Source organism: Deinococcus sp. AJ005 (assembly GCF_009017495.1).
Classification (GTDB): domain Bacteria; phylum Deinococcota; class Deinococci; order Deinococcales; family Deinococcaceae; genus Deinococcus.
This window is the reverse complement of record NZ_CP044990.1, coordinates 839,708-859,766: the sequence shown is the minus strand read 5'-3', so window position 1 is coordinate 859,766 and position 20,059 is coordinate 839,708. Positions and strand designations below refer to the sequence as shown.

The 20,059-nt window shown below is 63.5% G+C and carries 19 protein-coding genes and 2 tRNA genes; 3 read left to right on the top strand and 18 right to left on the bottom strand.

All coding sequences use genetic code 11. The features are described 5' to 3' along the window. Window positions 1-243 precede the first annotated feature (243 nt). Window positions 244-759 carry an RNA 2'-phosphotransferase gene (locus DAAJ005_RS06005; RefSeq protein WP_151848419.1) on the bottom strand — a complete coding sequence of 172 codons (516 nt, stop codon included), beginning with the start codon at window positions 757-759 and terminating at the stop codon, window positions 244-246. A gap of 106 nt (window positions 760-865) precedes the next feature. On the opposite strand from DAAJ005_RS06005, the gene DAAJ005_RS06000 reads away from it, so the two are divergent. Beyond that, window positions 866-1,519, top strand: coding sequence for a DUF4291 family protein (locus DAAJ005_RS06000; RefSeq protein WP_151846316.1), 654 nt, complete (start codon window positions 866-868; stop codon window positions 1,517-1,519). 70 nt (window positions 1,520-1,589) lie between these two features. On the opposite strand, the gene DAAJ005_RS05995 is transcribed toward DAAJ005_RS06000, so the two are convergent. The 5 genes from DAAJ005_RS05995 to DAAJ005_RS05975 all read right to left on the bottom strand — a co-directional run bounded on the left by DAAJ005_RS05995 (window position 1,590) and on the right by DAAJ005_RS05975 (window position 7,181). After that, window positions 1,590-2,465 carry a carbohydrate ABC transporter permease gene (locus tag DAAJ005_RS05995; protein ID WP_151846315.1) on the bottom strand — a complete coding sequence of 292 codons (876 nt, stop codon included), beginning with the start codon at window positions 2,463-2,465 and terminating at the stop codon, window positions 1,590-1,592. Continuing rightward, window positions 2,455-3,387, bottom strand: coding sequence for a carbohydrate ABC transporter permease (locus DAAJ005_RS05990; protein ID WP_226342593.1), 933 nt, complete (start codon window positions 3,385-3,387; stop codon window positions 2,455-2,457). Before DAAJ005_RS05990 ends, DAAJ005_RS05995 begins: the two co-directional genes overlap by 11 nt. A gap of 181 nt (window positions 3,388-3,568) precedes the next feature. After that, window positions 3,569-4,867 (bottom strand): ABC transporter substrate-binding protein, encoded by a 1,299-nt coding sequence (locus DAAJ005_RS05985; protein ID WP_151846314.1) that lies wholly within the window; start codon window positions 4,865-4,867, stop codon window positions 3,569-3,571. A 180-nt stretch (window positions 4,868-5,047) separates the two neighbouring features. After that, entirely contained in the window at window positions 5,048-6,346 is a 1,299-nt protein-coding gene (locus DAAJ005_RS05980; RefSeq protein WP_151846313.1) for an ABC transporter substrate-binding protein, read from the bottom strand. A 154-nt stretch (window positions 6,347-6,500) separates the two neighbouring features. Continuing rightward, window positions 6,501-7,181: a glycerophosphodiester phosphodiesterase gene (locus DAAJ005_RS05975; RefSeq protein ID WP_151846312.1), complete on the bottom strand. Its 681-nt coding sequence runs from the start codon at window positions 7,179-7,181 to the stop codon at window positions 6,501-6,503. Window positions 7,182-7,266: 85 nt separating this feature from the next. Here DAAJ005_RS05975 and DAAJ005_RS05970 point away from each other — a divergent pair, with 85 nt between their 5' ends. Beyond that, complete coding sequence (locus tag DAAJ005_RS05970; RefSeq protein WP_151846311.1) at window positions 7,267-8,112, top strand: MerR family transcriptional regulator; 846 nt, start codon at window positions 7,267-7,269, stop codon at window positions 8,110-8,112. 59 nt (window positions 8,113-8,171) lie between these two features. Here DAAJ005_RS05970 and DAAJ005_RS05965 read toward each other — a convergent pair whose 3' ends face one another. The 12 genes from DAAJ005_RS05965 to DAAJ005_RS05910 form a co-directional block, all read right to left on the bottom strand. Beyond that, window positions 8,172-8,816 (bottom strand): phospholipase A2, encoded by a 645-nt coding sequence (locus DAAJ005_RS05965; RefSeq protein WP_151846310.1) that lies wholly within the window; start codon window positions 8,814-8,816, stop codon window positions 8,172-8,174. Between the two features lie 159 nt (window positions 8,817-8,975). Beyond that, window positions 8,976-11,102 carry a polyphosphate kinase 1 gene (ppk1, locus tag DAAJ005_RS05960; protein WP_370519773.1) on the bottom strand — a complete coding sequence of 709 codons (2,127 nt, stop codon included), beginning with the start codon at window positions 11,100-11,102 and terminating at the stop codon, window positions 8,976-8,978. Window positions 11,103-11,359: 257 nt separating this feature from the next. Then, entirely contained in the window at window positions 11,360-12,604 is a 1,245-nt protein-coding gene (gene fabF / locus DAAJ005_RS05955) for a beta-ketoacyl-ACP synthase II (RefSeq protein WP_151846309.1), read from the bottom strand. 104 nt (window positions 12,605-12,708) lie between these two features. Next, window positions 12,709-12,939, bottom strand: coding sequence for an acyl carrier protein (gene acpP / locus DAAJ005_RS05950; protein WP_029481524.1), 231 nt, complete (start codon window positions 12,937-12,939; stop codon window positions 12,709-12,711). A 124-nt stretch (window positions 12,940-13,063) separates the two neighbouring features. Then, on the bottom strand, window positions 13,064-13,816 hold the full coding sequence (gene fabG / locus DAAJ005_RS05945) for a 3-oxoacyl-[acyl-carrier-protein] reductase (protein ID WP_151846308.1): 753 nt from the start codon (window positions 13,814-13,816) through the stop codon (window positions 13,064-13,066). Then, on the bottom strand, window positions 13,813-14,271 hold the full coding sequence (locus DAAJ005_RS05940) for a hypothetical protein (protein ID WP_151846307.1): 459 nt from the start codon (window positions 14,269-14,271) through the stop codon (window positions 13,813-13,815). Before DAAJ005_RS05940 ends, fabG begins: the two co-directional genes overlap by 4 nt. Before the next feature lie 52 nt (window positions 14,272-14,323). Then, window positions 14,324-15,181 (bottom strand): ACP S-malonyltransferase, encoded by an 858-nt coding sequence (gene fabD / locus DAAJ005_RS05935; protein WP_255448060.1) that lies wholly within the window; start codon window positions 15,179-15,181, stop codon window positions 14,324-14,326. Window positions 15,182-15,246: 65 nt separating this feature from the next. Then, on the bottom strand, window positions 15,247-16,290 hold the full coding sequence (locus DAAJ005_RS05930; protein ID WP_151846305.1) for a beta-ketoacyl-ACP synthase III: 1,044 nt from the start codon (window positions 16,288-16,290) through the stop codon (window positions 15,247-15,249). 132 nt (window positions 16,291-16,422) lie between these two features. Beyond that, complete coding sequence (tig, locus tag DAAJ005_RS05925; RefSeq protein ID WP_151846304.1) at window positions 16,423-17,829, bottom strand: trigger factor; 1,407 nt, start codon at window positions 17,827-17,829, stop codon at window positions 16,423-16,425. A gap of 267 nt (window positions 17,830-18,096) precedes the next feature. Beyond that, window positions 18,097-18,182: transfer RNA gene (locus DAAJ005_RS05920), tRNA-Leu, on the bottom strand. Between the two features lie 65 nt (window positions 18,183-18,247). Continuing rightward, window positions 18,248-18,324: transfer RNA gene (locus DAAJ005_RS05915), tRNA-His, on the bottom strand. 37 nt (window positions 18,325-18,361) lie between these two features. Further along, window positions 18,362-19,681, bottom strand: a complete 1,320-nt coding sequence (locus DAAJ005_RS05910; RefSeq protein ID WP_151846303.1) for a replication-associated recombination protein A — start codon at window positions 19,679-19,681, stop codon at window positions 18,362-18,364. Between the two features lie 64 nt (window positions 19,682-19,745). Between DAAJ005_RS05910 and DAAJ005_RS05905 the strand changes: the two genes are divergently transcribed. Then, window positions 19,746-20,012 carry a hypothetical protein gene (locus DAAJ005_RS05905; protein ID WP_151846302.1) on the top strand — a complete coding sequence of 89 codons (267 nt, stop codon included), beginning with the start codon at window positions 19,746-19,748 and terminating at the stop codon, window positions 20,010-20,012. Window positions 20,013-20,059: the final 47 nt, after the last annotated feature.

Below are 20,059 nucleotides of genomic sequence, written 5' to 3'. Positions count from 1 at the left end.
CCATCTTGTTTGGAGACACGAACACAATGCCGAAGCGGCAACTGAAGGCCGTCGGGCGCGTAGCACACGGGCCGCACGCAGCGTCATGAAGAACAGCATCAGACCCGGAGGCCGCCGCCCACTCCCACCCAGAATGCCCAATCCTCCTGCCTGGCGCAGCGCTGCTCCCCCTGCCCATATGGGGGAGGGGGCTGGGGGGGTGGGGCTGCCTGAACAACATCTCAACCCAGCCTCCCCTCACCGTCACGGCTCCAGCAGAAACTCCGCTGGCACCCCATCCACCAGCCACACGCCGTTCTCCGACTTGTAAAACAGATGCCCCGCCGCGTCCATCCGGTCAGCCCGAATGGTCAGAACCACGGCTGGCCCACGCCGCGCTCCCACTCTACGGGCTGTCTCCGTATCCGGCGAGAGGTGGACGTGATGGCGGTTCATGGGCTTCAGGCCCTCGCGCCGGATGGCGGTCAGCGCGCCAGGAAACGTGCCGTGGTACAGCACGGCGGGTGGCGTCTGCGGCGTCAGCTCCAGATCAACTTGGACGCTGTGCCCCTGATTGGCCCGGATGCGTTCCCCATCCAGTGCAAACCTCTGCTTGTCGGAAGCCGTCACCACCCGCTCAACTTCCTCGCGCGTCACATGCAGATGCGCCAGCAGCGGCTTCAGCGGCACCCAGCCGCCGGGTTGCAGGGTCAGGCCCGCCTCGTGTGGCGCGTGCCTCAGCAGATAGGACAGGCGGTGCGAAAGTTGTTTCTCAGTCATGCGGGTATTGTTGGCGATGCAGCGGGCAGGCACATCGGCCACACGGACGCGGCGGCTAAGCCGTCTGGCGCTTGTCGGATGGCTGGGCGCGGCAACATGCTGGGCCATGACCCTGGCTACCGAACTCCACGCTGCACAGACCGCGAGGTGGCCGCAGACAGGCCGCCACATCCTGGCCCAACGCGGCGAACTGAAAGGCCAACCCACCATCGTCGTCTATCAGGCATACCGTCCAGCGATTGCCGATTACGCTGTCCAACACGGGCACTTCGGCGGCCCCTACAGCTTCTCGCGCATGAGTTGGGTCAAGCCCAACTTTCTATGGATGATGTATCGCTGCGGCTGGGCCACCAAATCCGATCAAGAGCGCGTGCTGGCGCTGACCGTGACCTGCGCCCGCTTCGACGGCTGGTTGGGGGACGCCGTACCGTCTGCCGTGACCGCTTCTAGCCTGTCCAAAGATGCTTGGCATGCTGCCGTGGCCGCCTCAAATGTGCGGTTGCAGTGGGATCCAGATCACGCCCCTGATGGCCGCCCGCTGGCCCGACGCGCGGTGCAACTGGGACTGCGGGGCCGTGCGCTGGCCGACTTTGGCCGCCCACCAGACGAGGGAGGCGCACTTCTACGAGTGGAGGACATCACTGGGTTTGTTCATCAGCAACGTGAAAATCTAAGCCAGCCCGAGCTTTTGCTCACGCCCCGCGAGGAGGTTTACCAACCGGCAGACGAGGAATTGGTGGCGCGGCTAGGTCTGGACTGAGCCTGTCCAAAGCAATAAAAAAATCACCGAAGACTTTCCCCGGTGACTTCTGCCTTCCAAGAGTTCCCGCCTACTTGTCCTCGCTCAGGGCAAAGCCCCGGCTAAACTGCTCCTGCAACAGCGTGAACACGATCAGCGGCGGCAGCATGGTGATGATCGCCCCGGCCATCACCGCGCCCCAGTCGGTCTGCCCGCCCACCTCAATCAGCTTGCGCAGACCCACCTGCACCACCTGTTTGTCGTCCTGCTGCACGATCACCAGCGGCCAGATGTACTGGTCCCAGGCGTACACGAACTGGATCACGGCCAGCGCGCCAATCGTGTTCCAGCTCATCGGAATCAGGATGCGGGTCAGGTAGCGCAGCGGCCCGCAACCGTCGATGCGCGCGGCATCGGCCAGACTGGTAGGGATGTTCAGGAAGTGCTGCCGGAACAGGAACGTTCCGGTGGCACTCGCCAGAAACGGCACGATGATGGCGGCAAAGGTGTTGGCCCATTTCAGATCGCGGCTGACGAAATCGAACAGCGCGATGATCAGCACCTCGGTGGGCAGCATCAGCGACAGCAGGACCAGCGTGAAGGCCGCGCCCTTAAGGGGAAAGCGGAAGTACACGAAGGCCAGCGCGGCCATCAGGGCCAGAATGGTTTTCCCGGTGGTCACGCTGAGCGCCACGATGGTGCTGTTGAGCATGTAACGCCCCAACTTGGCTTCCACCCAGATGCTGCTCAGGTTGTCCACGAAGGAGGTTCCGGGCAGCATGTTGGGGCTGATCACCTGACTGGACGCTTGCGTGGACTTGATCAGCGCGAAGATCAGCGGCGTGCTGATGATCAGGACTGCCACGATCAGCGCCAGATGGGTGGGCCAGCTCGGCCCCTGACGGCCCGGCCCGCGCTTGCCTGTTTTTCCCGTCTGAGGCGTCAGCGTATCTGTCTTAACCGCCATAGTGAACCCTCTTTTCCCCCACCTTGAACTGCATGAACGTGATAAACGCCACCAGCACCAGCATCAGCGCGGCCTGCGCGGCGGCCACCCCGCTCTTGAAATTCACGAAGCCGTCCTGATAAAGCTGATACACCAGGAACGTGGTGATGCCCGCGTTGTGGAAGTACGGCCCGCCGCGCGTCAAGATGTCGGTCAGTGCAAAGGAATCGAACAGCGCGGAGATGATGTTGGTGAACACCAGAAAGAAGGTGATGGGCGTCAGCAGCGGAAAGGCCACCCGCCAGAACACCTGCGCGGGCGTCGCACCGTCGATCTCGGCGGCCTGCATCACGTCGCCGGGCAGATTCTGGATGCTCGCCAGATAAAACACGATGTTGTACGCCAGCCCCTTCCAGATCGCAGCCACCACCACCAGACCAAAAGCCAGGATGGGATCGTCCAGCCAGCGCGGTTTGACATTAAACAGGCTGCCCAGGAGCTGATTGACCACGCCGATTTCTGGGTTGAACATGAACAGCCACAGCGTTCCGGCAATGGCCGGACTCAGGGCGTAGGGGTAGATCAGCAGCAGGCGGTAATACTTGGACCCACGCACAGGGCGGCTGGCCAGCCACGCCAGCCCCAGCGAGAACAGCAGCCCCAGACTGACGGTCAGCACCATGAAGATCAGCGTTTGCAGGGCCACCTGCCGGTAGGCCGGACTCAGCAGAAGCTCCGTGACGTTCTGAATCCCCACGAAACGCTCGGTGCCCAGAATCAGGTTGGCCTTGTAGGCGGCCAGCCGCAACGTTTGCAGCGCGGGCAGATAGATGAAGACCGCCAGGATCAGCAGACTGGGCAGCAGGAACAGCCAGGGCATGGCCGTTCCCTTGAAGACCGCGTTGGCCTCGGTGTTGGCGGTGGTGGATGCGGGCTTGAGCAAGGGTGGAACCTCCTTGGGTTCGTGTGAGAACACAGTCAAAACAGTGTCGGGGAGTGAGGGACCTAATTTAGACTGTTTTAGAGCGGAGATGTCACCCTGCGGTCTGCGGTCCCCTCCCCGCACCCCCAAAAAGCCGCCCACGCCACGGAAATGGGCGGGGCGGCTCAGGATCAGGGCGCGCTTATTTGAAGTTGGCGTTGTACTCGGCCAGTGCAGCGTCGGCCCGCGTCTTTGCTTCCTTCAGCGCGGCGTCCACGGAGGTGCCGTTCAGCACCTTCTGCCACGCCTCTTCCACAATCTTGCGGGTCTGCGGGCCAGCGCCAGTCAGCGCGCCTGCCGTGGCGGGGCTGGCAACGGTGTTGGTCTGCTGGTTAAAGGCCACCAGTTGCAGCGGTGCCTTGGTAAACCAGCCCTCGCCGCGCAGCAGTTTGATGCTGCTCTCGCGCACTGGGTAGTAGCCGGTCAGCTTGTGCCAGGACGCCATATTCTTGGTGTTGGTCATGTACAGCGCAAAGTCCAGCGCGCCCTCGGCCTTGGCCTTGGGAATGGCTTTGGCGATCCACAGGCTGGCCCCACCCAGAACGACACCGTTGCGCTTGGTACCGTTTGGGATGGGCAGCACGCCCACGCCCAGCTCAAACCCGGCCCGCTTCGCACCGTCGGAGTTGTTGCCGATCTTGGAGGTGGACGTGATGTGGAAGACGACTTTCTGATTGGTAAAAATCGCGTCCGAGCCGTCAAAATCCTCGATCTTGCCGGTGTAGCTGTAGTACTTATTGTCCTGCAAGGTTTTGAAGAAGGTGAAGATGTTCTTGGCTGCCTTGCTGTCCAGATTGGTGGCGGTGGCGCGTCCACTGCGCCCGTTGTCGTTGTTCAGGAAGGTCTGGCCCTGCTCGGCCATCCAGTTCTCCACGAACCAGCCGTTCACGCTCATGCCAAAGCACGTCGCGCCAATTTTGGCCGCCTCGATCTTCTTGCAATCCGCCAGCAGACCGTTAAAGGTGGTGGGCGGCTTCTTGGGGTCCAGCCCCGCCTTCTTCATCAGGTCCTTGTTGTAATACAGGACGGGCGAGGACGAGTTGAAGGGCAGACTGTTGACCTTGCCGCCAATCGTGTAGAAGTTGATGACGGGCTTGATGTAGTCGCTGAAATCCACGTTCTTGATGCCGCTGACCGGCTGAAACACGCCCGAATCCAAGGCAAGCTGCGAGCCGCCCTCGAAAATCTGTGAGATGGCCGGGGCATTGCCCTGCCGCGCCGAGAGGATGGTGGCCGAGATCAGGTCATTGTCGTTGCCCTTGTAGGCAGGCACCACTTTAATTCCGGGGTTGGCCTTGTTGAATTCGTCGGCGCGGTCCTGAATCCAGCCGCCGCGCTTGGGATCACCAAAAGTGTGCCAGAACTCCACGGTGGTCTGGGCCTGCGCGAGCTGAAATGCAGCCGGTCCCATCAGGGCCAGCAAAAGGGTTATTTTTCGCATGCCGGACAAGCTAGAGGCTGAGACTTGATTGGCCTGTAAGCGGGGCTAATGTGTGTGCCTTCGCTCAAGGACCGCTTTGCACGCAACCAAGACCTGTTCAGAAAAAGCCGAACCCACCGCCCGCCCCGAATTCGGGGTGGGCGGTGGATTCAGCGTTCAGAAGGGCGATGTGGCCCGGCTTTATTTGAAGTTGGCGTTGTACTCGGCCAGCGCAGCGTCTGCGCGGGTCTTGGCTTCCTTCAGGGCGGCGTCTACCGAGCTGCCACTCAGGACCTTCTGAACGCCTTCCTCGATGATCTTGCGGGTCTGGATGGCCGCACCGTTCAGGCCGCCAGCGGTGGCGGGGCTGGGGACGGTCTGGGTGAGCTGGTTAAAGGCCACCAGTTGCAGCGGCGTCTGGGTAAACCAGCCCTGCTTACGCAGCAGGTCGATGCTGCTCTGGCGCACCGGGTAGTAACCGGTCAACTTGTGCCAGTCGGCCATGTTCTTGGTGTTGGTCATGTACAGCGCGAAGTCCAGTGCACCCTCGGCCTGCGGCTTGGGAATGCCCTTGGGAATCCACACGCTGGCCCCACCGATCACCACGCCGTTGCGCTTGGTCCCTGACACGATGGGCAGCACGCCGATCCCCATCTGAAAGCCGGACTTCTTGGCAGCCTCACCGTTGTTGCCGATGTCGGCGGTGGAGGTGATGTGGAAGACGACCTTCTGGTTGGTGAAAATGGCGTCGCTGCCGTCCCAATCTTCCAGTTTGCCGGTGTAGGTGTAGTACTTGTTGTCCTGGAGGGTCTTGAAGAAGGTAAAGATCTTCTTGGCGGCGGCGCTGTCCAGGTTGGTGGCGGTGGCGCGGCCCTTGCGCCCGTTGTCGTTGTTCAGCAGCGTCGCGCCCTGCTCGGCCATCCACTGCTCGATAAACCAGCCGTTCAGGCTCATGCCGAAGCAGGTCACGCCCAGCTTGGCGGCCTCAATCTTCTTGCAGGCCGACAGCAGGCCGTCGAAGGTGGTGGGCGGCTTGCTGGGGTCCAGGCCCGCCTTCTTCATCAGGTCCTTGTTGTAGTACAAGACGGGAGAGGAGGAGTTGAAGGGCAAGCTGTTGACCTTGCCGTTGACGGTATAGTAGTTGATCACGGGCTTGATGTAATCGCTGAAATCCACGTTCTTGATGCCGCTGACGGGCTGGAACACGCCGCTGTCGAGGGCGAGCTGGCTGCCCACCTCGAAAATCTGCACCAGCGCGGGTGGCTTGCCCTGACGCGCGGCCAGAATGGTGGCCTGGAGACTGTCGTTGTAGCTGCCCTTGTAGGTGGGGACCACCTTGACGCCGGGGTTGGCCTTGTTGAACTCATCGGCGCGGGCCTGGATCCAGCCGGTGCGCTTGGCATCCCCGAACGAGTGCCAGAATTCCACGGTGGTCTGTGCCTGCGCGGTTTGCGCGATGGCTGGTCCCAGCAGGGCCAGCGTCAACATTATTTTTTTCATGTCGCTAGATTAGGCCCTTCTCATCATGTTCTTGTCAAGCGCAGACGATTGCCGAGGCCTGAAAAATGTTGTGTGACACGGGATAGAGGTGAATCTATCGCGCTGGGCAGATTTGCCGCTAATCACGCTACTCCGCCCGATCATTCATCTGCTCTCAGCGCGAGACGAGCAGCACCTCCGGCAGATCGCCGATCAGTGTCGATACGCCCAGGGCTTCCAACCGGATGACCTCGGCGGGGTTGTTGACGGTCCAGGTGTTGACCCGCCAGCCCCCGGCCCGCGCCTGTGCCATCAGCGCCGCGTCGATCATGCTGTGGTGCGGGTGCGAGGCGGCGGCCTTCAGCCCACGCAGCACCAGTGGCACGAGGTCCAGCGGGCCAAATTTGTAGCTGCGGTGGTACAGAAAGCCCCGCTCGATCTCTGGCGCATGTCTGCGGGCGGCGGCCAGCAGCAGGGGATTGAAGCTGCTGAGGATCACCCGCTTGCTCAGCCCGTGCGCGCGAATGGCGTCCAGCGTGCGGGCCACGCGGTCATCCGGCAGCGCCCGCTCGTATTTGATCTCCACATTCAGGTACGCACCTGTTCTTGCCGCCCACTCCAGCAGTTCTTCCAGCGTCGGCACGTCCTCGGGCAAATCGGCGGCCACCATCTGCGGCAGGGCACGCCCATCTTTGAGATGCTCATCGTGGTGAATGACCAGCGTACCGTCTCTCAGCCGCCGCACGTCCATTTCCACGCCGTCCAATCCAGCGTCCAGCGCGGCCTGAAAGCCCCGCATGGTGTTCTCCTGATGCAGTCGTGGCGTTCCCCGGTGACCTAAAAGCAGCGGCGTCATGCCGCACAGACTAGCCGCTTGGCCGCCCGTTTGACCTGACCCCTGGGGCAGCCCCCATGCTGGGGCCACCTCTAGAGGAGCCGCCATGACCCCCACCAACCCCACTGCTTCCATGACCATCAGCGCCTTTGCCGGGGCCAGCCGCCTGAGTCTCAAGGCCCTGCGTCTGTACGACGAACTGGGCCTGTTGCCGCCCGAATGGGTGGACCCGGACAACGGCTACCGACATTATTCCCACAAGCAGTTGCCCCAGGCTCGCTTGATCGGTCTGTTGCGCCAGCTCGGCCTGTCGCTCGGCAGCATCCGCGCCGTGCTGGACGCCCCAGCAGGACAGCAGCCGGACCTGATCCGGGGCCACTGGACGCAGGCTGAAATCCAGCACACCCAGCGGCGCGAACTGGCCCGCTACGTCCTGCGAACCCTCAAAGGAGAACCCCCCATGACCCAGCATTTCAACGTCCAGCAGCGCCACGTTCCTGCCCAACAGATCGCCACCCTGTCCCGCCGCCTGCGCGTGGACGAACTTCCCGGCTTCATCGAGCAGCAATTGAAGGCGTTACCCCAGCAGATCATGCAGGCAGGCGCAACCGTCGCGGGCATTCCCTTCGTCATCTACCACGGACAGGTCAACGCCGACAACGACGGACCGGTGGAGGTCTGCGTGCCGTACAGCGGTTCCCTGATACCCACGGGCGGCCTGACCCTGCGTGAGGCACCTGCCCACGCCGAGGCTTACGTCACCCTGAGCAAGGCGCAGTTCAGCTTTCCTAGCATTCTGGAGGCCTACGACGCCGTTGCCGATTACGCCTCAGCACACGGCGAGAACAGTTCTCTCAGCCCACGCGAGGTCTATCCACACGACTGGGCCGGTTTGAAGGACAGCGATCCGGCGGGGGACGTGGCGTGGCCGTTCGTACCACAGCAGGGCTGAGCTAAAGAAGGCCGCCTACGGAGTTTCCATGGGCGGCCTTCCCCTCTCTGCTTCCGGCGCTAGAAGCTGCTTGCGCCCCCCACCCGCACTCCCTCGTAATACGCGAAGGCCGCGCTGTAGCACGCTGGACGCTTGTACCAGCTCTTGGCGGCGCAGATGGCGTTCATGTTGGTGTGGAACGCCTCGTCTGTGGTTTTGCGGTTGGCGTCGGTGCGCTGGTAGACCTTGAGGTTGCGGTAACCGAAATCGTGGACATTGCACGCGGGCCGGAAATCCTCGCGGTAGCCCAGGCCCAGACCGTCGGGGGCGCTGCAACCGTCACGGCCCCAGTCCAGGCCCGCATAAGGGCGAGTCGTTCCCGCGTAGGCCGCGTACTGGTTGTTGTAATTGCCCACGCTGCCCCAGCCGGTGCGCTTGACATAGGCCAGCCGGTCACTCGCCAGATCAAGGCCAGTGATGGCGGGGGCGGCGGGCAGGCTGAGGTCTGTGGGCCGCTCGCCATACGCCTGCTGCAAAGCTTCCAGCAGGCCCGGATCATTGCCGTACTTCTCCAGAATCGCCTGACTGTCCGCGTCCTGGAGTTCCGGGCGCTGGGCGTAGGCGTTGGCAGCGTTGGGGGCGGCAACAGACGTCTGGGGCGTGGTCTGACCACAGGCCATCAGGGTCAAGGACAGCAGGGCGGCGGGCAGCAGCAATGAACGCATGGGCAACTCCTGGGAAAAGAGGGCGAGAACGGGGACAGACGCAGACCGCCGCCCCTGAAGCTCAATCAGGTTTTGAGTGGCCGTATGGTAATCATTCCAGCCGCTATTTGGAAGAGGTCAACCCGTGCCCCAGTCGCCCGAATGGGTGTATTCCCTTCCCTAGAGCGGATGCCGCGCCGAGGCGAAAATCTGCTGCGCGCTCTCATCGCCCGGCAGCTTCTCGTATTCGCCGTCCAGGCACAACTCCCAGGAGCCGCGCTGATCGGTCCATTCGGTCTTCAGGATGTCCAGAAATTGATCACGGTGGGCGTCGTCCAGCACCGGGGCAACGACCTCCACGCGGCGGTCCAGATTGCGGCTCATCAGGTCGGCACTGCCGAAATAGACCTCGGCGTTTCCGGCGTTGCCGAAAGCGTAGACGCGGGCATGTTCCAGATAGCGCCCCAGCAGACTGCGGACGCGGACGCTCTCCGACAGGCCGGGCACGCCGGGACGCAGGCAGCACACGCCCCGGATGATCAGGTCAATGCGGACTCCGGCGCTGGCCGCCCCATACATCGCCTCGATCATGGCCGGATCGGTCAGGGAATTGACCTTGATCCGTGCCCAGGCGTCATGGCCCGCGCGGGCATTGTCGGCCTCGCGCTCCAGCAGGGCCTCCAGGCCAGTGCGGGCGGTGTCGGGGGCCACCAGCAGGTGGGTGTAATCGGCCTCGGCGTAGCCGGTCAGGTGGTTGAACAGCTCGGCCACGTCCATACCGATCTCGGGATCGGCGGTCAGGAGGCTCAGATCGGTGTACAGGCGGGCGGTCTTGGGGTTGTAATTGCCTGTCCCAATGTGCGCGTATCGGCGCAGCCCTTCGGCTTCCCGGCGCACCACCAGCGTGACCTTGGCGTGGGTCTTGAGGCCCGCCATGCCGTACACCACATGCGCCCCGGCGCGTTCCAACTTGCGCGCCCAACTGATATTGCGCTGCTCGTCAAAGCGCGCTTTGAGTTCGATCAGGGCCACCACCTGCTTGCCGTTCTCGGCGGCGGTTCGCAGCGCGGCCAGCAGGCGTGGATCGTCCCCGGTGCGGTACAGCGTCTGCTTGATCGCCAGCACCTGCGGGTCCCGGCTGGCTTCCTCAATGAAGTTCAGGATGTTGGCAAAGCCGTCGTAGGGGTGATGCAGCAACACGTCGCCGCCGCGCAGGGTGTCGAAGATGCCGTTTTCCTCGTCGCCGTCCAGATCAGGCACGGCGGGGGCGAAAGCCTCAAAGGCCAGATCTGGACGGGTCACCGGCAGACCCATCAGATCGGCGGTGCCCAGCGGGCCTTCGAGCAGGAAGATGTCCTCGGCAGCCAGTCTCAGGCGCTCCTGAAGGAAGGTCACGAGTTTGATGGGCGTCTCGCGCACCACTTCCAGCCGCACGGCAGCACCAAAGCGGCGGCGGCGCAGCCCGTCCTCGATGGTGGCGAGCAGGTCCTCAGCCTCCTCTTCCTCGAACTCGTAATCGGTGTTGCGGGTCACGCGGAAGACATGCGCGGCCAGCACCTCACGGCCCTTGAACAGCTCACTGATGTGCGCGGCGATCACGTCCTCCAGCATCAGCAAGGCGTCACCAATCACCACCACGCGCGGCAGCACGCCCACGGGCACCTTCACGCGTGCAAAGTCGGTCTCGTCGCCAGAACCACCCCGCAGCAGCACCGCCAGATTCAGGCTGAGGTTGCTCAGGTACGGAAAGGGGTGGCTGGGGTCCACCACCAGCGGCGTCAGTACCGGCTGAATCTCGGCCAGATAGTGTTCGCGCAGGCTGGCGCGGGCGCGTTTGCCCAGATCGGCCACGCGCACCAGCTTGAGGCCCTCGTCCATCAGCAGCTTCAGCACCTTGCGCGTCGTCTTCTCGATCTCGCGCAGCATGCCCTGCGTGCGTTCGCGGACCAGCGCCAGCGTTTCACGCGGCGTGATACCGTCCAGACCGGGCGTGTTGACCCCCGCCGCGATCTGGCGGTGGATGCCCGCCACGCGCACCATGAAGAACTCGTCAAGGTTGCTGCCGCAGATGGCCGCGTACTTCAAACGTTCCAGCGGTGGGTTGCGAACGTCGCGCGCCTCAGCCAGCACCCGCTCGTTGAAGGCCAGCCAGGACAGCTCACGGTTCAGATAGCGGCTCTCGGTATTTGCCACTGTACTGTGCGTGCGCGTTTCGCCCAGACCTTCCGGCTCCGGCTTCTTGCGGTGGCGTTTGGCCCTGGCTGGAGCAGGTTCAGTCAGGACGGCGGACGTTTTGGCGCGGGACACAGGGATGACTCCTTTCGCTGGGGACGGGAATTCTAAGAACCCTAGGCTGATCTGAAAAAAGATAAACCGGGCCTATCAGGCGACTATCAGGGCATTAAAGCACCGATTGACGTGAGTGACCCGGTCTTCAGCTTGAGGATTTGTGGAGGGAAGGGGCGGCGGGGCGGATCAAACCGTCAAACTGCTCAACCGATCAGCCGCAAGAACCGCTGTATTTTTGAGCCGTTGGACTTCCAGACCATTCTGTTTGACGATCCTCACACCCGTTTGAACAGCAACGTCGCGTTCTGACCACCGAAAGCAAACGAGTTGCTCAGGACGTATTCCACCTGTTGCTCCCGTGCGCCCTCGGGGATGTAATCTAGGTCCAGTGCGGGATCGGGATCGGTCAGGTTGATGGTGGGGGGCAGGATGCCGTCTTTCAGCGCCTGCGCCACGGCAATCGCCTCGATGGCCCCCGCCGCGCCCAGCAGGTGTCCGGTCATGGACTTGGTAGAGCTGATCGCCAGCTTCTTGGCGTGATCGCCAAACACATGCTTGATGCCCTGCGTCTCGTACAGGTCATTGAAGTGCGTGCTGGTGCCGTGCGCGTTGACGTAACCCACCTGCTCGGGGTTGACCCCCGCCGTGTTCAGGGCCATCCGCATCGCCACCTGTGCCCCGCGTCCTTCCGGGGCGGGCATGGTGATGTGGTGGGCATCGGCGCTGGTGCCGTAGCCGACGACTTCGGCGTAGATGGTGGCCCCCCGCTTTTTGGCCTTCTCGTATTCTTCCAGAATCACGATACCCGCGCCCTCGCCCAGCACAAAGCCGTCGCGGGTGGCGCTGAAGGGGCGGCTGGCGGTTTCCGGCGAGTCGTTGCGGGTGGATAGCGCCTTCATATTGGAGAATCCGCCCACGGCGATGGCGGTCACGGCGGCCTCGGTACCGCCGGCGATCATCACGTCGGCCAGATCGAGTTGGATGTAGCGTGCGGCATCCCCGATGGATCCCGTGCCGGTGGCGCAGGCGGTGACCACGGTGCTGCTTGGCCCCGTCGCGCCGAACTTCATGGCGACGTGTCCGGTGGCCATATTGGCGATCATCATCGGAATGAACATCGGGCTGATACGCCCCGGCCCCCGCTCGTGCAGCACCCCGGCCTGATCCTCGAAGGTCTTGACCCCACCGATGCCGCTGCCCACCACCGTGCCGACGCGTTCGCCACTGAGTTCCTCAGGGGTCAGGCCACTGTCACGCGCGGCGAGTTCGGAGGCCACCAGCGCCAGTTGCACGTAGCGGTCTAATTTCCGGGCCTCGCGCGGATCGATGAATTCATCCAGGCTGCCCTTCACCTGACCCGCGATCTTGCTGGCGGTGTCGGTGGCGTCGAAGTGCGTGATCGGGCCGATGCCGCTTCTGCCCGCGCGCTGCGCCTCGGCGTAGGCTGCCGCCCCCATCCCGATGGGCGTCACCGGCCCCAGCCCCGTGATCACCACCCGTCTCAATCCTGAAACGCCCATACATCCCCTCCCTTTTCAATAGAAACCGGGGCGACGGTATAACCCGCGCCCCGCCCCCATTCACTGCCCCGGCTGCGCTCGACGCGTCGCCGGAACAGGCGCGTTTACTGCTTGCTCTCGATGTAATCGACGGCGGCCTGCACGGTGCGGATGTTCTCGGCATCCTCATCGCTGATGGTCACGCCGAACTTGTCTTCCAGGCCCATGATCAGCTCGACGGTTTCCAGGCTGTCTGCGCCCAGATCCTCCACGAAACGGGCCTCGGGGTTGATCTTATCCGCGTCCACACCCAGCTTGTCCACAATCACATCTTTCACGTCATCAAAAGTCGCCATAGTTTTTTCCTCCTGTCTTGAAGTGTCCTTGAAATCTGGCCCAGTCTACACGGGCAGGGTGTGGGAGGCTACGTTCCTGAACGGGGTGCAAACGAAGCGTGGGGAACATACCCATCAGAGTTGCTCAATGCGGATTCAAACCGCCATCCACGCCGATGGTCTGCCCGGTGATGTACCCGGCACCATCAGAGGCTAGAAACGCCACCAGTGCGGCGACTTCTTCCGGCTGACCAAGGCGGGCCAGAGGAATCCCCGCCAGATAACCGCTTTTCACGTCTTCCGCCAGCGTAGCCGTCATGTCGGATTCGATAAAACCGGGGGCCACGGCATTGACGGTAATACCGCGCCCGCCGTATTCCTTGGCCAGCGCCTTGGTCAGCCCGATCAACCCGGCCTTGCTGGCCACGTAGTTGGCCTGACCCGGATTGCCAGTCAATCCCACCACGCTGGCAATATTGACGATCCGCCCAGAGCGGGCACGCATCATGTGCTTGATGGCCGCCCGGCACGCCGAAAACGCGCTGGACAGGTTGGTCTGGATCACGGCGTCCCAGTCCTCGTCCTTCATGCGGATGGCGAGGCCGTCGCGGGTGATTCCGGCATTGTTGACCAGCACGTCCAGACCGCCCATCTTCCGGATCACGTCCTCGACGAGTTTTCCGGCGTTGGCTGGCGTGGCGAGATCAGCGCCGAACACCTCGGCACGGACGCCGTGGGCGCGAACTTCCTCCGCCACCTTCTCAGCTTCCGCAGCATTACGTCCGAAGTGGACGGCAAGATCAAAGCCGTCTGCGGCCAGTTTCAGGGCCATCGCCCGGCCCAGGCCCCGGCTGCTGCCAGTGACGAGGGCAACTTTGTTGGGTTGTGGTTCGGTCATGACGTTTCCCTCGTGAGATTGAACGATTTCGTGTTGTCTGGAAGGAAGCATTGCCAGAACCAAGAGCTTCCAGCCTCGTCGCCGCCGATGTCGTAACACCGCAGCTCCAGATCGGCCTTGCCTGTCCGCTGCAACGTCAATTGCGCCGTCTCTGGAGCGGGCGTGAGCTGCGGGCGCAGATAGCTGTGCAGCGAGCCGCCCGCCACACTCCCAGTCACACTCAGCGGCTCCTGATCCAAACTGCCTGTTCCGGTCACCCGGTAGCTGCTGGCGGTGTCGTAGGCGGCGGTCAGTTGCAGACGCAGTCTCTGCCCGGCGGTGGTATCGCCGCTCCACGGCCCCCGCAGGACGCTGGGGTGGTCAGCGAAGGAGATGGGCGTGGGCGTGAACCCGACTTCCCGGTTGCAGGACGTGGCCGCCGCAGCGACAAGGAACGCCAGAGCAAGTCTTTTCATAGTGGACCATTCTCGCTTGCCACAGGGAGCAAGGGCAAATCATCCAGCACCCTCACAGCCCGAACGCTTCCACATCCGCCGCCGTGCCCATCTGGAAGGTTTTTGCGCCTGGTACGATGCGGCCCACCAGCCCGCTCAGCACTTTGCCGGGGCCGAACTCGATAAAGGTGTCCACACCCATACCCGCCAGCGCCTCAATTGTCTCCACCCAGCGCACCGCGCCCGTGATCTGACGTTCCAGCAGCTCCGGCACGCGCTGGGGATCGTCATTCAATTCAGCCGTGACGTTCGCCAGCACCGGAAAGGCGAAGGGGCCGTAAGCCGCCGCCTGCAGATCGGGCGAGAGACCTGCCGCAGCGGGGGCCATCAGCGCACAGTGGAACGGAGCGCTGACTTTCAGGGGAATGGCTTTCAGGCCGCGTGACTTCAGTTCGGCGCTGGCCTCGGCCACCGCGCCAGCTTCACCGCTGATCACGGTCTGCGTGGGGGCGTTGAAGTTGGCGGGTTGCACGCCCGTGATCCCCTCGCAAACTTCCGCCACCACCGCCGGATCGCCCATGATGGCGCTCATGGCCCCGTCACCGGGAGCGACGGCCTGCTGCATCAGCGTGCCGCGCTTGCGCGTCAGGGTCAGAGCGTCAGCCAATGTCAGAACTCCGGCAGCCACCAGAGCGCTGTATTCGCCCAGCGAATGTCCGGCGGCCACCATCGGGGTCAGGCCCGTCTTTGCCTGCCATGCGCGGTATGCGGCAATACTGGCGGTCACTAGGGCGGGCTGCTGGTTGGCGGTCATCGTCAGGTCCTCAAGAGGTCCGGTTTCGATCAACGCGCGCAGACCCGGCAGTGTTTGCTCGGCCTCGGCATACACGGCTTCGGCAACCGGAAAAGCGGCGGCCAGATCAGCGCCCATCCCCACCGAATGCGAACCCTGACCAGGAAACAGGGCGGCAATTCTGTTGGTGCTGCTGGGGGGACTCAAGCGCCCACCTCGGCCAGCGCGGGGGCGGATGCCTTCAGGCTGGGTGCGCCGCCCCACCATTTCATCGTCCCGGCCACCCAGCTCAGGCCGCCGCCAAAGGCGATCAGCAGCAATTGCTGGCCGTCCTGCACGCGCCCGTCCTGCACCGCTTCGTGCAGTGCGAGCGGCACCGTAGCGCTGGAGGTGTTGCCATAGCGGTCCAGATTGACCACGGTTTTGCTCATGGGGATGCCGAAGCGCTCCACAGCGGCCTCGATGATCCGCACATTGGCCTGATGCGGAATCACCCAGTCCACATCCGCACTGGTCAGGCCGCTTTTTTGCAGGACCTTGGTGCCGCTGTCGCCCAGCACGCGCACGGCGAATTTGAAGACCTCGCGCCCGTTCATACCCACATACTGGCCCATTTGAAAACCGCCGGGCAATTGCGGGGCCGCGCATCGCAGGTACAGGCTGGACCCGCCTGCGCCGTCCGCGCCCATGATGAACTCCTGAAAGCCCAGCCCGGCGGGCACCGGCCCCACCACTGCCGCGCCCGCGCCGTCTCCGAACAGGATGGCCGTGCCCCGGTCCTGCTGGTCCACGATCTTGCTCAGGGCCTCGGCCCCCACCACCAGCACGCGCCGCGCCACACCGGACTGGATCAGGCCCGACGCCACGCTCAGGGCATATACGAAGCCGCTACAGGCAGTGGACAGATCGAAAGCGGCAGCCCCCGCCAGCCCCACCTGCATGGCGATCAATGCAGCGGTGGACGGCATCATCGCGTCCGGGCTGACCGTGGCGCAGATCACCGCGTCCACTTCCTTGAGGGCGTCCGGGTCACGCGAGAGCATGTCGCGTACCGCGCCCACGCCCACGTCGGAGGTGTACTCGTCGGGGGCCGCGAAACGCCGCTCGCGGATACCGGTGCGCGATTCGATCCAATCGGCGTTGGTGTCCATGTACGCCTCAAAATGCGCGTTGGGCACGATACGTTCGGGCGCGTAACTTCCCAGGGCGGTGATGCCGATGCTGGGGCGGACGGTGGGGGCACTCATATCCGCCACGGTAGCATTCTTTGAACGGACGTTCAATGAATTGAGTTCAGCGTTGAAGGACGGTATTCAGTTACGGTTGAGAAATAAAAAAGGGGCGCACCCCGCAGGACGCGCCCCTCTTTCGGTTCTGATTTACTCGGTCTTGTTCTCGCCTTCGCCCTCGGTCTGCTTGCCCTCAACCTGCTCGGTCTGGGGCTGCTCGGCTTCCGGCTGCGTTTCCTCGGTTTTGGCTTCCTGCGTTGCTTCAGGAGCAGCTTCTGCCGGAGCGGCCTCTTCCTGCTGGCCTTCCTGCTCACCCTGCGCGGGCTTGCTGAGCTGCGCCATCGCCTGCTGGAGACCCTTCTCGCGCATCAGGCTGGCGTAGTAGGTGTTGATGCCGTCCGGCCCCAGGTTCTTGCTCAGTTCCTGCGGGTTCATGCCGTTGGCCTGCGCCAGGGCGTTCATGGTCTGGTTGAACTCGGCGTCGCTGACCTGCACCTTCAGGTCCTCGGCCAGCTTTTCCAGGGCCAGATCGCGTTTGACCCGGCTCTCGGCGTTCTTGGACAGATCGGCCATGAACTCGTCGAGCTTGCCCTGCTCCTGCATGAAGCTCTCGTACTCGCCCCACTTGACGCCCTGGCGGCCCAGATCGTCCTTGATCTCTTCCAGCATGGCGTCGCGGCGGCGGTCCAGCAGCGCGGCGGGAATGTCCGCTTCCATGTTCTCGGTCAGGTGCGACACGAATTCCTCGCGGCGGGCGGTTTCGCCCTCCTGCGCGGCGCGGCGTTCCAGCTCGGCCTTCAGATCGGTCCGCAGACGCTCCAGGTTGTCGAAGTTCAAGCTCTTAGCGAAGTCGTCGTCCAGTGCCTGGGTCTTCTTGACCTTCACGTCCTTGATGACCACTGTGACGGCGTGTTCAGGATGCTCGTGATCGCCGTGCTGGTGCGCGGGGACCGTGATTTCCACGGTGTCGCCCTTGCTCTTGCCCAGCAGCGCCGCGCGAACATGCTCCTCGGCGACGTCCAGGTAGATGGGGTAGGTACCGCCGTCCTCGCCCTGTTCCTCCACGGTCACCTGATCGCTGGCCTCGATGGCACGCTCGGCTTCCTCGAAGGTGGCGTTGCGCTCCTGAAGATCGCCCAGGGTGCGCTCCATCACGTCGTCGGTGATCTCGGGCGACTCGGCGCTGAGGCTCAGGTTGCTCCAGTCGGCCAGCTTCACTTCAGGGTAGGTTTCACCCTTGACCGTGAACTCGAAGGCCTGTCCGCTGACCACTTCCTGGGGATCGATATTGGCGTCCACCAGACTCAGCTTCAGCTCCTGAGCGGCCTTGCTGTAGTTGGCCTGGAGCAGGCGGTCACGCACTTCCTGTTCCACGTAACCCTTGCCCACGCGGCCCTCAATGACCTTGCGGGGAGCCTTGCCGGGGCGGAAGCCGGGGACGCGCACGTCGCGCGCCAGCCCGGACCACACCTGGTCATATGCCCGGTTCACTTCGGAGGCGGGAACGGAAACCCTGAACTCCACCTTGTTGCCCTCTCTGCTGATCAGTTCTGCCACGTCATTTCTCCCGTTCGCTGTCCCACGCGGCCAGGGGTCCAGTGGGGACCACCGCCGGGGGCGCATTCCAGCTTTGATTTTTTGCCGTGTCGGTTGCGCTCCCTGCAAGTGCAGGACCAGCACGCACGCGACAAGCCGCCCAGCATCATAGTGCGTTTGGACCCTGTGCGTACACCCACCCCGGTTGCCCCTTCCCTCATCTGATGGCAGAGACAGCGGCGCGGCGGCCCTCCCGTGTGGGAAAAACCGCCGCGCCGCCTGTGTTGGTGGTGCGAGGAAAGGGACTTGAACCCTCACATCCTACGGATACTAGATCCTAAGTCTAGTGCGTCTACCAGTTCCGCCATCCCCGCATTGCTCAACCATCTTAAAAGAAAAATCCGGCCCTGACCCGTGAAGGCGGTGGGCCGGAAAAAATTGGGGTGGATTAGGGGACTTGAACCCCCGGCCTCCGCTGCCACAGAGCGGCGCTCTAACCAACTGAGCTAAACCCACCACACGTCCTGTCACCACGCTCACAGGCCCACACATCCTAAACGTGCGCGGGCGGGGTGTCAATGACCTCAGCCGATGCCGTGCCTTCATCCTCGCCGTGGGCGTGTTGCAGCTTGCGCCAGCGTTCTGCTACCCGCGCCTCCCAGCCCTCGCCCGTGGGATGGTACAGGCCAAGTTGAACGCCGTCTGGCAGGTAATTTTGCGCGAAGGAGCCGCCAGGATCGGCAAAATAGTAGGCATATCCCTTGCCGTAGCCCTGCTGCCGCATCAGGGCGGTGGGGGCGTTGCGAAGATGCAGGGGGACAGGCAGCGTTTCGCCTTCCCGCACGGCATCTAACGCACGTTTCCAGGCCATATACACGCTATTGCTTTTGGGGGCCAGAGCTAAATAAACGACGGCCTGCGCCAATGCCAGATCGCCTTCGGGGCTGCCCAGAAACTCGGCGGTGTCGCGGGCGGCGATGCACAGGCGCAGCGCCTGCGGGTCCGCCAATCCGATGTCCTCGGCGGCCATGCGGACAATGCGGCGGGCCACGTACAGCCCGTCTGCGCCGCCTTCCAGCATGCGCGCCAGCCAGTACAAGGCTCCATCCACATGCGAGGCCCGCACCGATTTATGCAGCGCGGAGATCAGGTTGTAAAAGTCCTCGCCGTTCTTGTCCATCTGCGGCAGGTGGCGGCCAAACGCCTCGGTCACGGATTCGGGGGTAACTGGGTTGGCGAGAGAACTGGCAACTTCCAGCGTACTCAGGGCGCGGCGGGCGTCCCCATCGGCCAAGCGGGAAAGGAGATCAAGCGCCTCGTCCATCGCCGTAATTCCCGGCAGCCCACGCGGGTCACTCAGCGCCCGCTCCAGCAACCCGCGCACTTCCTCCTGACTCAGCGCCTCCAGCACCAGCGTCCGCGCCCGTGAGCGCAGGGCCGGGTTGACCTCAAAGGATGGATTCTCAGTGGTTGCGCCGATCAGCGTGAGCAACCCGGATTCCACATGCGGCAGCAATGCGTCCTGCTGGGCCTTGTTAAAACGGTGAATCTCGTCCAGAAAGAGGATGGTCTTCTGACCGCGCCCGCGTAGGCGTTCGGCCTCGGCGGTGGCCTCGCGCACGTCCTTGACTCCGGCAGAGACGGCGGACAGGGGGATGAAGTGCGCGCCAACCTCTCCGGCCAGCAGCCGCGCCAGCGTCGTCTTGCCCACGCCGGGCGGCCCCCACAGAATTAAAGAACCCAGGCGGCCCGAGGCCAGCACGCGCGACAGCGGTTTGCCTGGTCCCAGCAGGTGCGTCTGGCCCACCACCTCGGCCACGGTGCGCGGGCGCAGGCGTTCGGCCAGCGGGGCGGGGGGGTCAAACAGGGTCATGGGGCCGAGAATAGTGGGTTGCGCCCCGCGCTTTGTGGACCGAAGCCCGATTTATGCTGTGCATATGGACTTTGCCAAGCAGGTTGAACTGGCCCGTTTTCCCGCCGGGGTGATGGTGACGGTGCGCCAGACCCCGGAAGGCCGCATCTTTCAGGCCGTGCAATCCGGGCGCGGGCTGGAACTCATGGTCACCACCGACGCCGTGAAGATGTATGGCGAGGGGCCAACAGTGCTGCTGGCGCTGGAGCGTCTGAAGAAAGCCGCAGAGACAGGGCTGCCCGCTGTCGGTGAAAACGGCACGTATCAGCGGGCGGTGTTCGTGGGGGACTGACAGGCGAGCGAACGGCTGATCGAGAGAATCCCACGCTTGACCCTCTA

What these genes read in the sequence shown, in the direction of transcription:
- DAAJ005_RS05965 (WP_151846310.1), bottom strand. Translation starts at nt 8,816, where the DNA reads ATGCGTTCATTGCTGCTGCCCGCCGCCCTGCTGTCCTTGACCCTGATG.
- acpP (WP_029481524.1), bottom strand. Translation starts at nt 12,939, where the DNA reads ATGGCGACTTTTGATGACGTGAAAGATGTGATTGTGGACAAGCTGGGT.
- DAAJ005_RS05985 (WP_151846314.1), bottom strand. Translation starts at nt 4,867, where the DNA reads ATGCGAAAAATAACCCTTTTGCTGGCCCTGATGGGACCGGCTGCATTT.
- DAAJ005_RS05970 (WP_151846311.1), top strand. Translation starts at nt 7,267, where the DNA reads ATGACCCCCACCAACCCCACTGCTTCCATGACCATCAGCGCCTTTGCC.
- DAAJ005_RS06000 (WP_151846316.1), top strand. Translation starts at nt 866, where the DNA reads ATGACCCTGGCTACCGAACTCCACGCTGCACAGACCGCGAGGTGGCCG.
- DAAJ005_RS05940 (WP_151846307.1), bottom strand. Translation starts at nt 14,271, where the DNA reads ATGAAAAGACTTGCTCTGGCGTTCCTTGTCGCTGCGGCGGCCACGTCC.
- fabG (WP_151846308.1), bottom strand. Translation starts at nt 13,816, where the DNA reads ATGACCGAACCACAACCCAACAAAGTTGCCCTCGTCACTGGCAGCAGC.
- DAAJ005_RS06005 (WP_151848419.1), bottom strand. Translation starts at nt 759, where the DNA reads ATGACTGAGAAACAACTTTCGCACCGCCTGTCCTATCTGCTGAGGCAC.
- DAAJ005_RS05905 (WP_151846302.1), top strand. Translation starts at nt 19,746, where the DNA reads ATGGACTTTGCCAAGCAGGTTGAACTGGCCCGTTTTCCCGCCGGGGTG.
- DAAJ005_RS05975 (WP_151846312.1), bottom strand. Translation starts at nt 7,181, where the DNA reads ATGACGCCGCTGCTTTTAGGTCACCGGGGAACGCCACGACTGCATCAG.
- DAAJ005_RS05930 (WP_151846305.1), bottom strand. Translation starts at nt 16,290, where the DNA reads ATGAGTGCCCCCACCGTCCGCCCCAGCATCGGCATCACCGCCCTGGGA.
- DAAJ005_RS05980 (WP_151846313.1), bottom strand. Translation starts at nt 6,346, where the DNA reads ATGAAAAAAATAATGTTGACGCTGGCCCTGCTGGGACCAGCCATCGCG.
- fabF (WP_151846309.1), bottom strand. Translation starts at nt 12,604, where the DNA reads ATGGGCGTTTCAGGATTGAGACGGGTGGTGATCACGGGGCTGGGGCCG.
- DAAJ005_RS05910 (WP_151846303.1), bottom strand. Translation starts at nt 19,681, where the DNA reads ATGACCCTGTTTGACCCCCCCGCCCCGCTGGCCGAACGCCTGCGCCCG.
- DAAJ005_RS05995 (WP_151846315.1), bottom strand. Translation starts at nt 2,465, where the DNA reads ATGGCGGTTAAGACAGATACGCTGACGCCTCAGACGGGAAAAACAGGC.
- fabD (WP_255448060.1), bottom strand. Translation starts at nt 15,181, where the DNA reads ATGGGCGCTGATCTGGCCGCCGCTTTTCCGGTTGCCGAAGCCGTGTAT.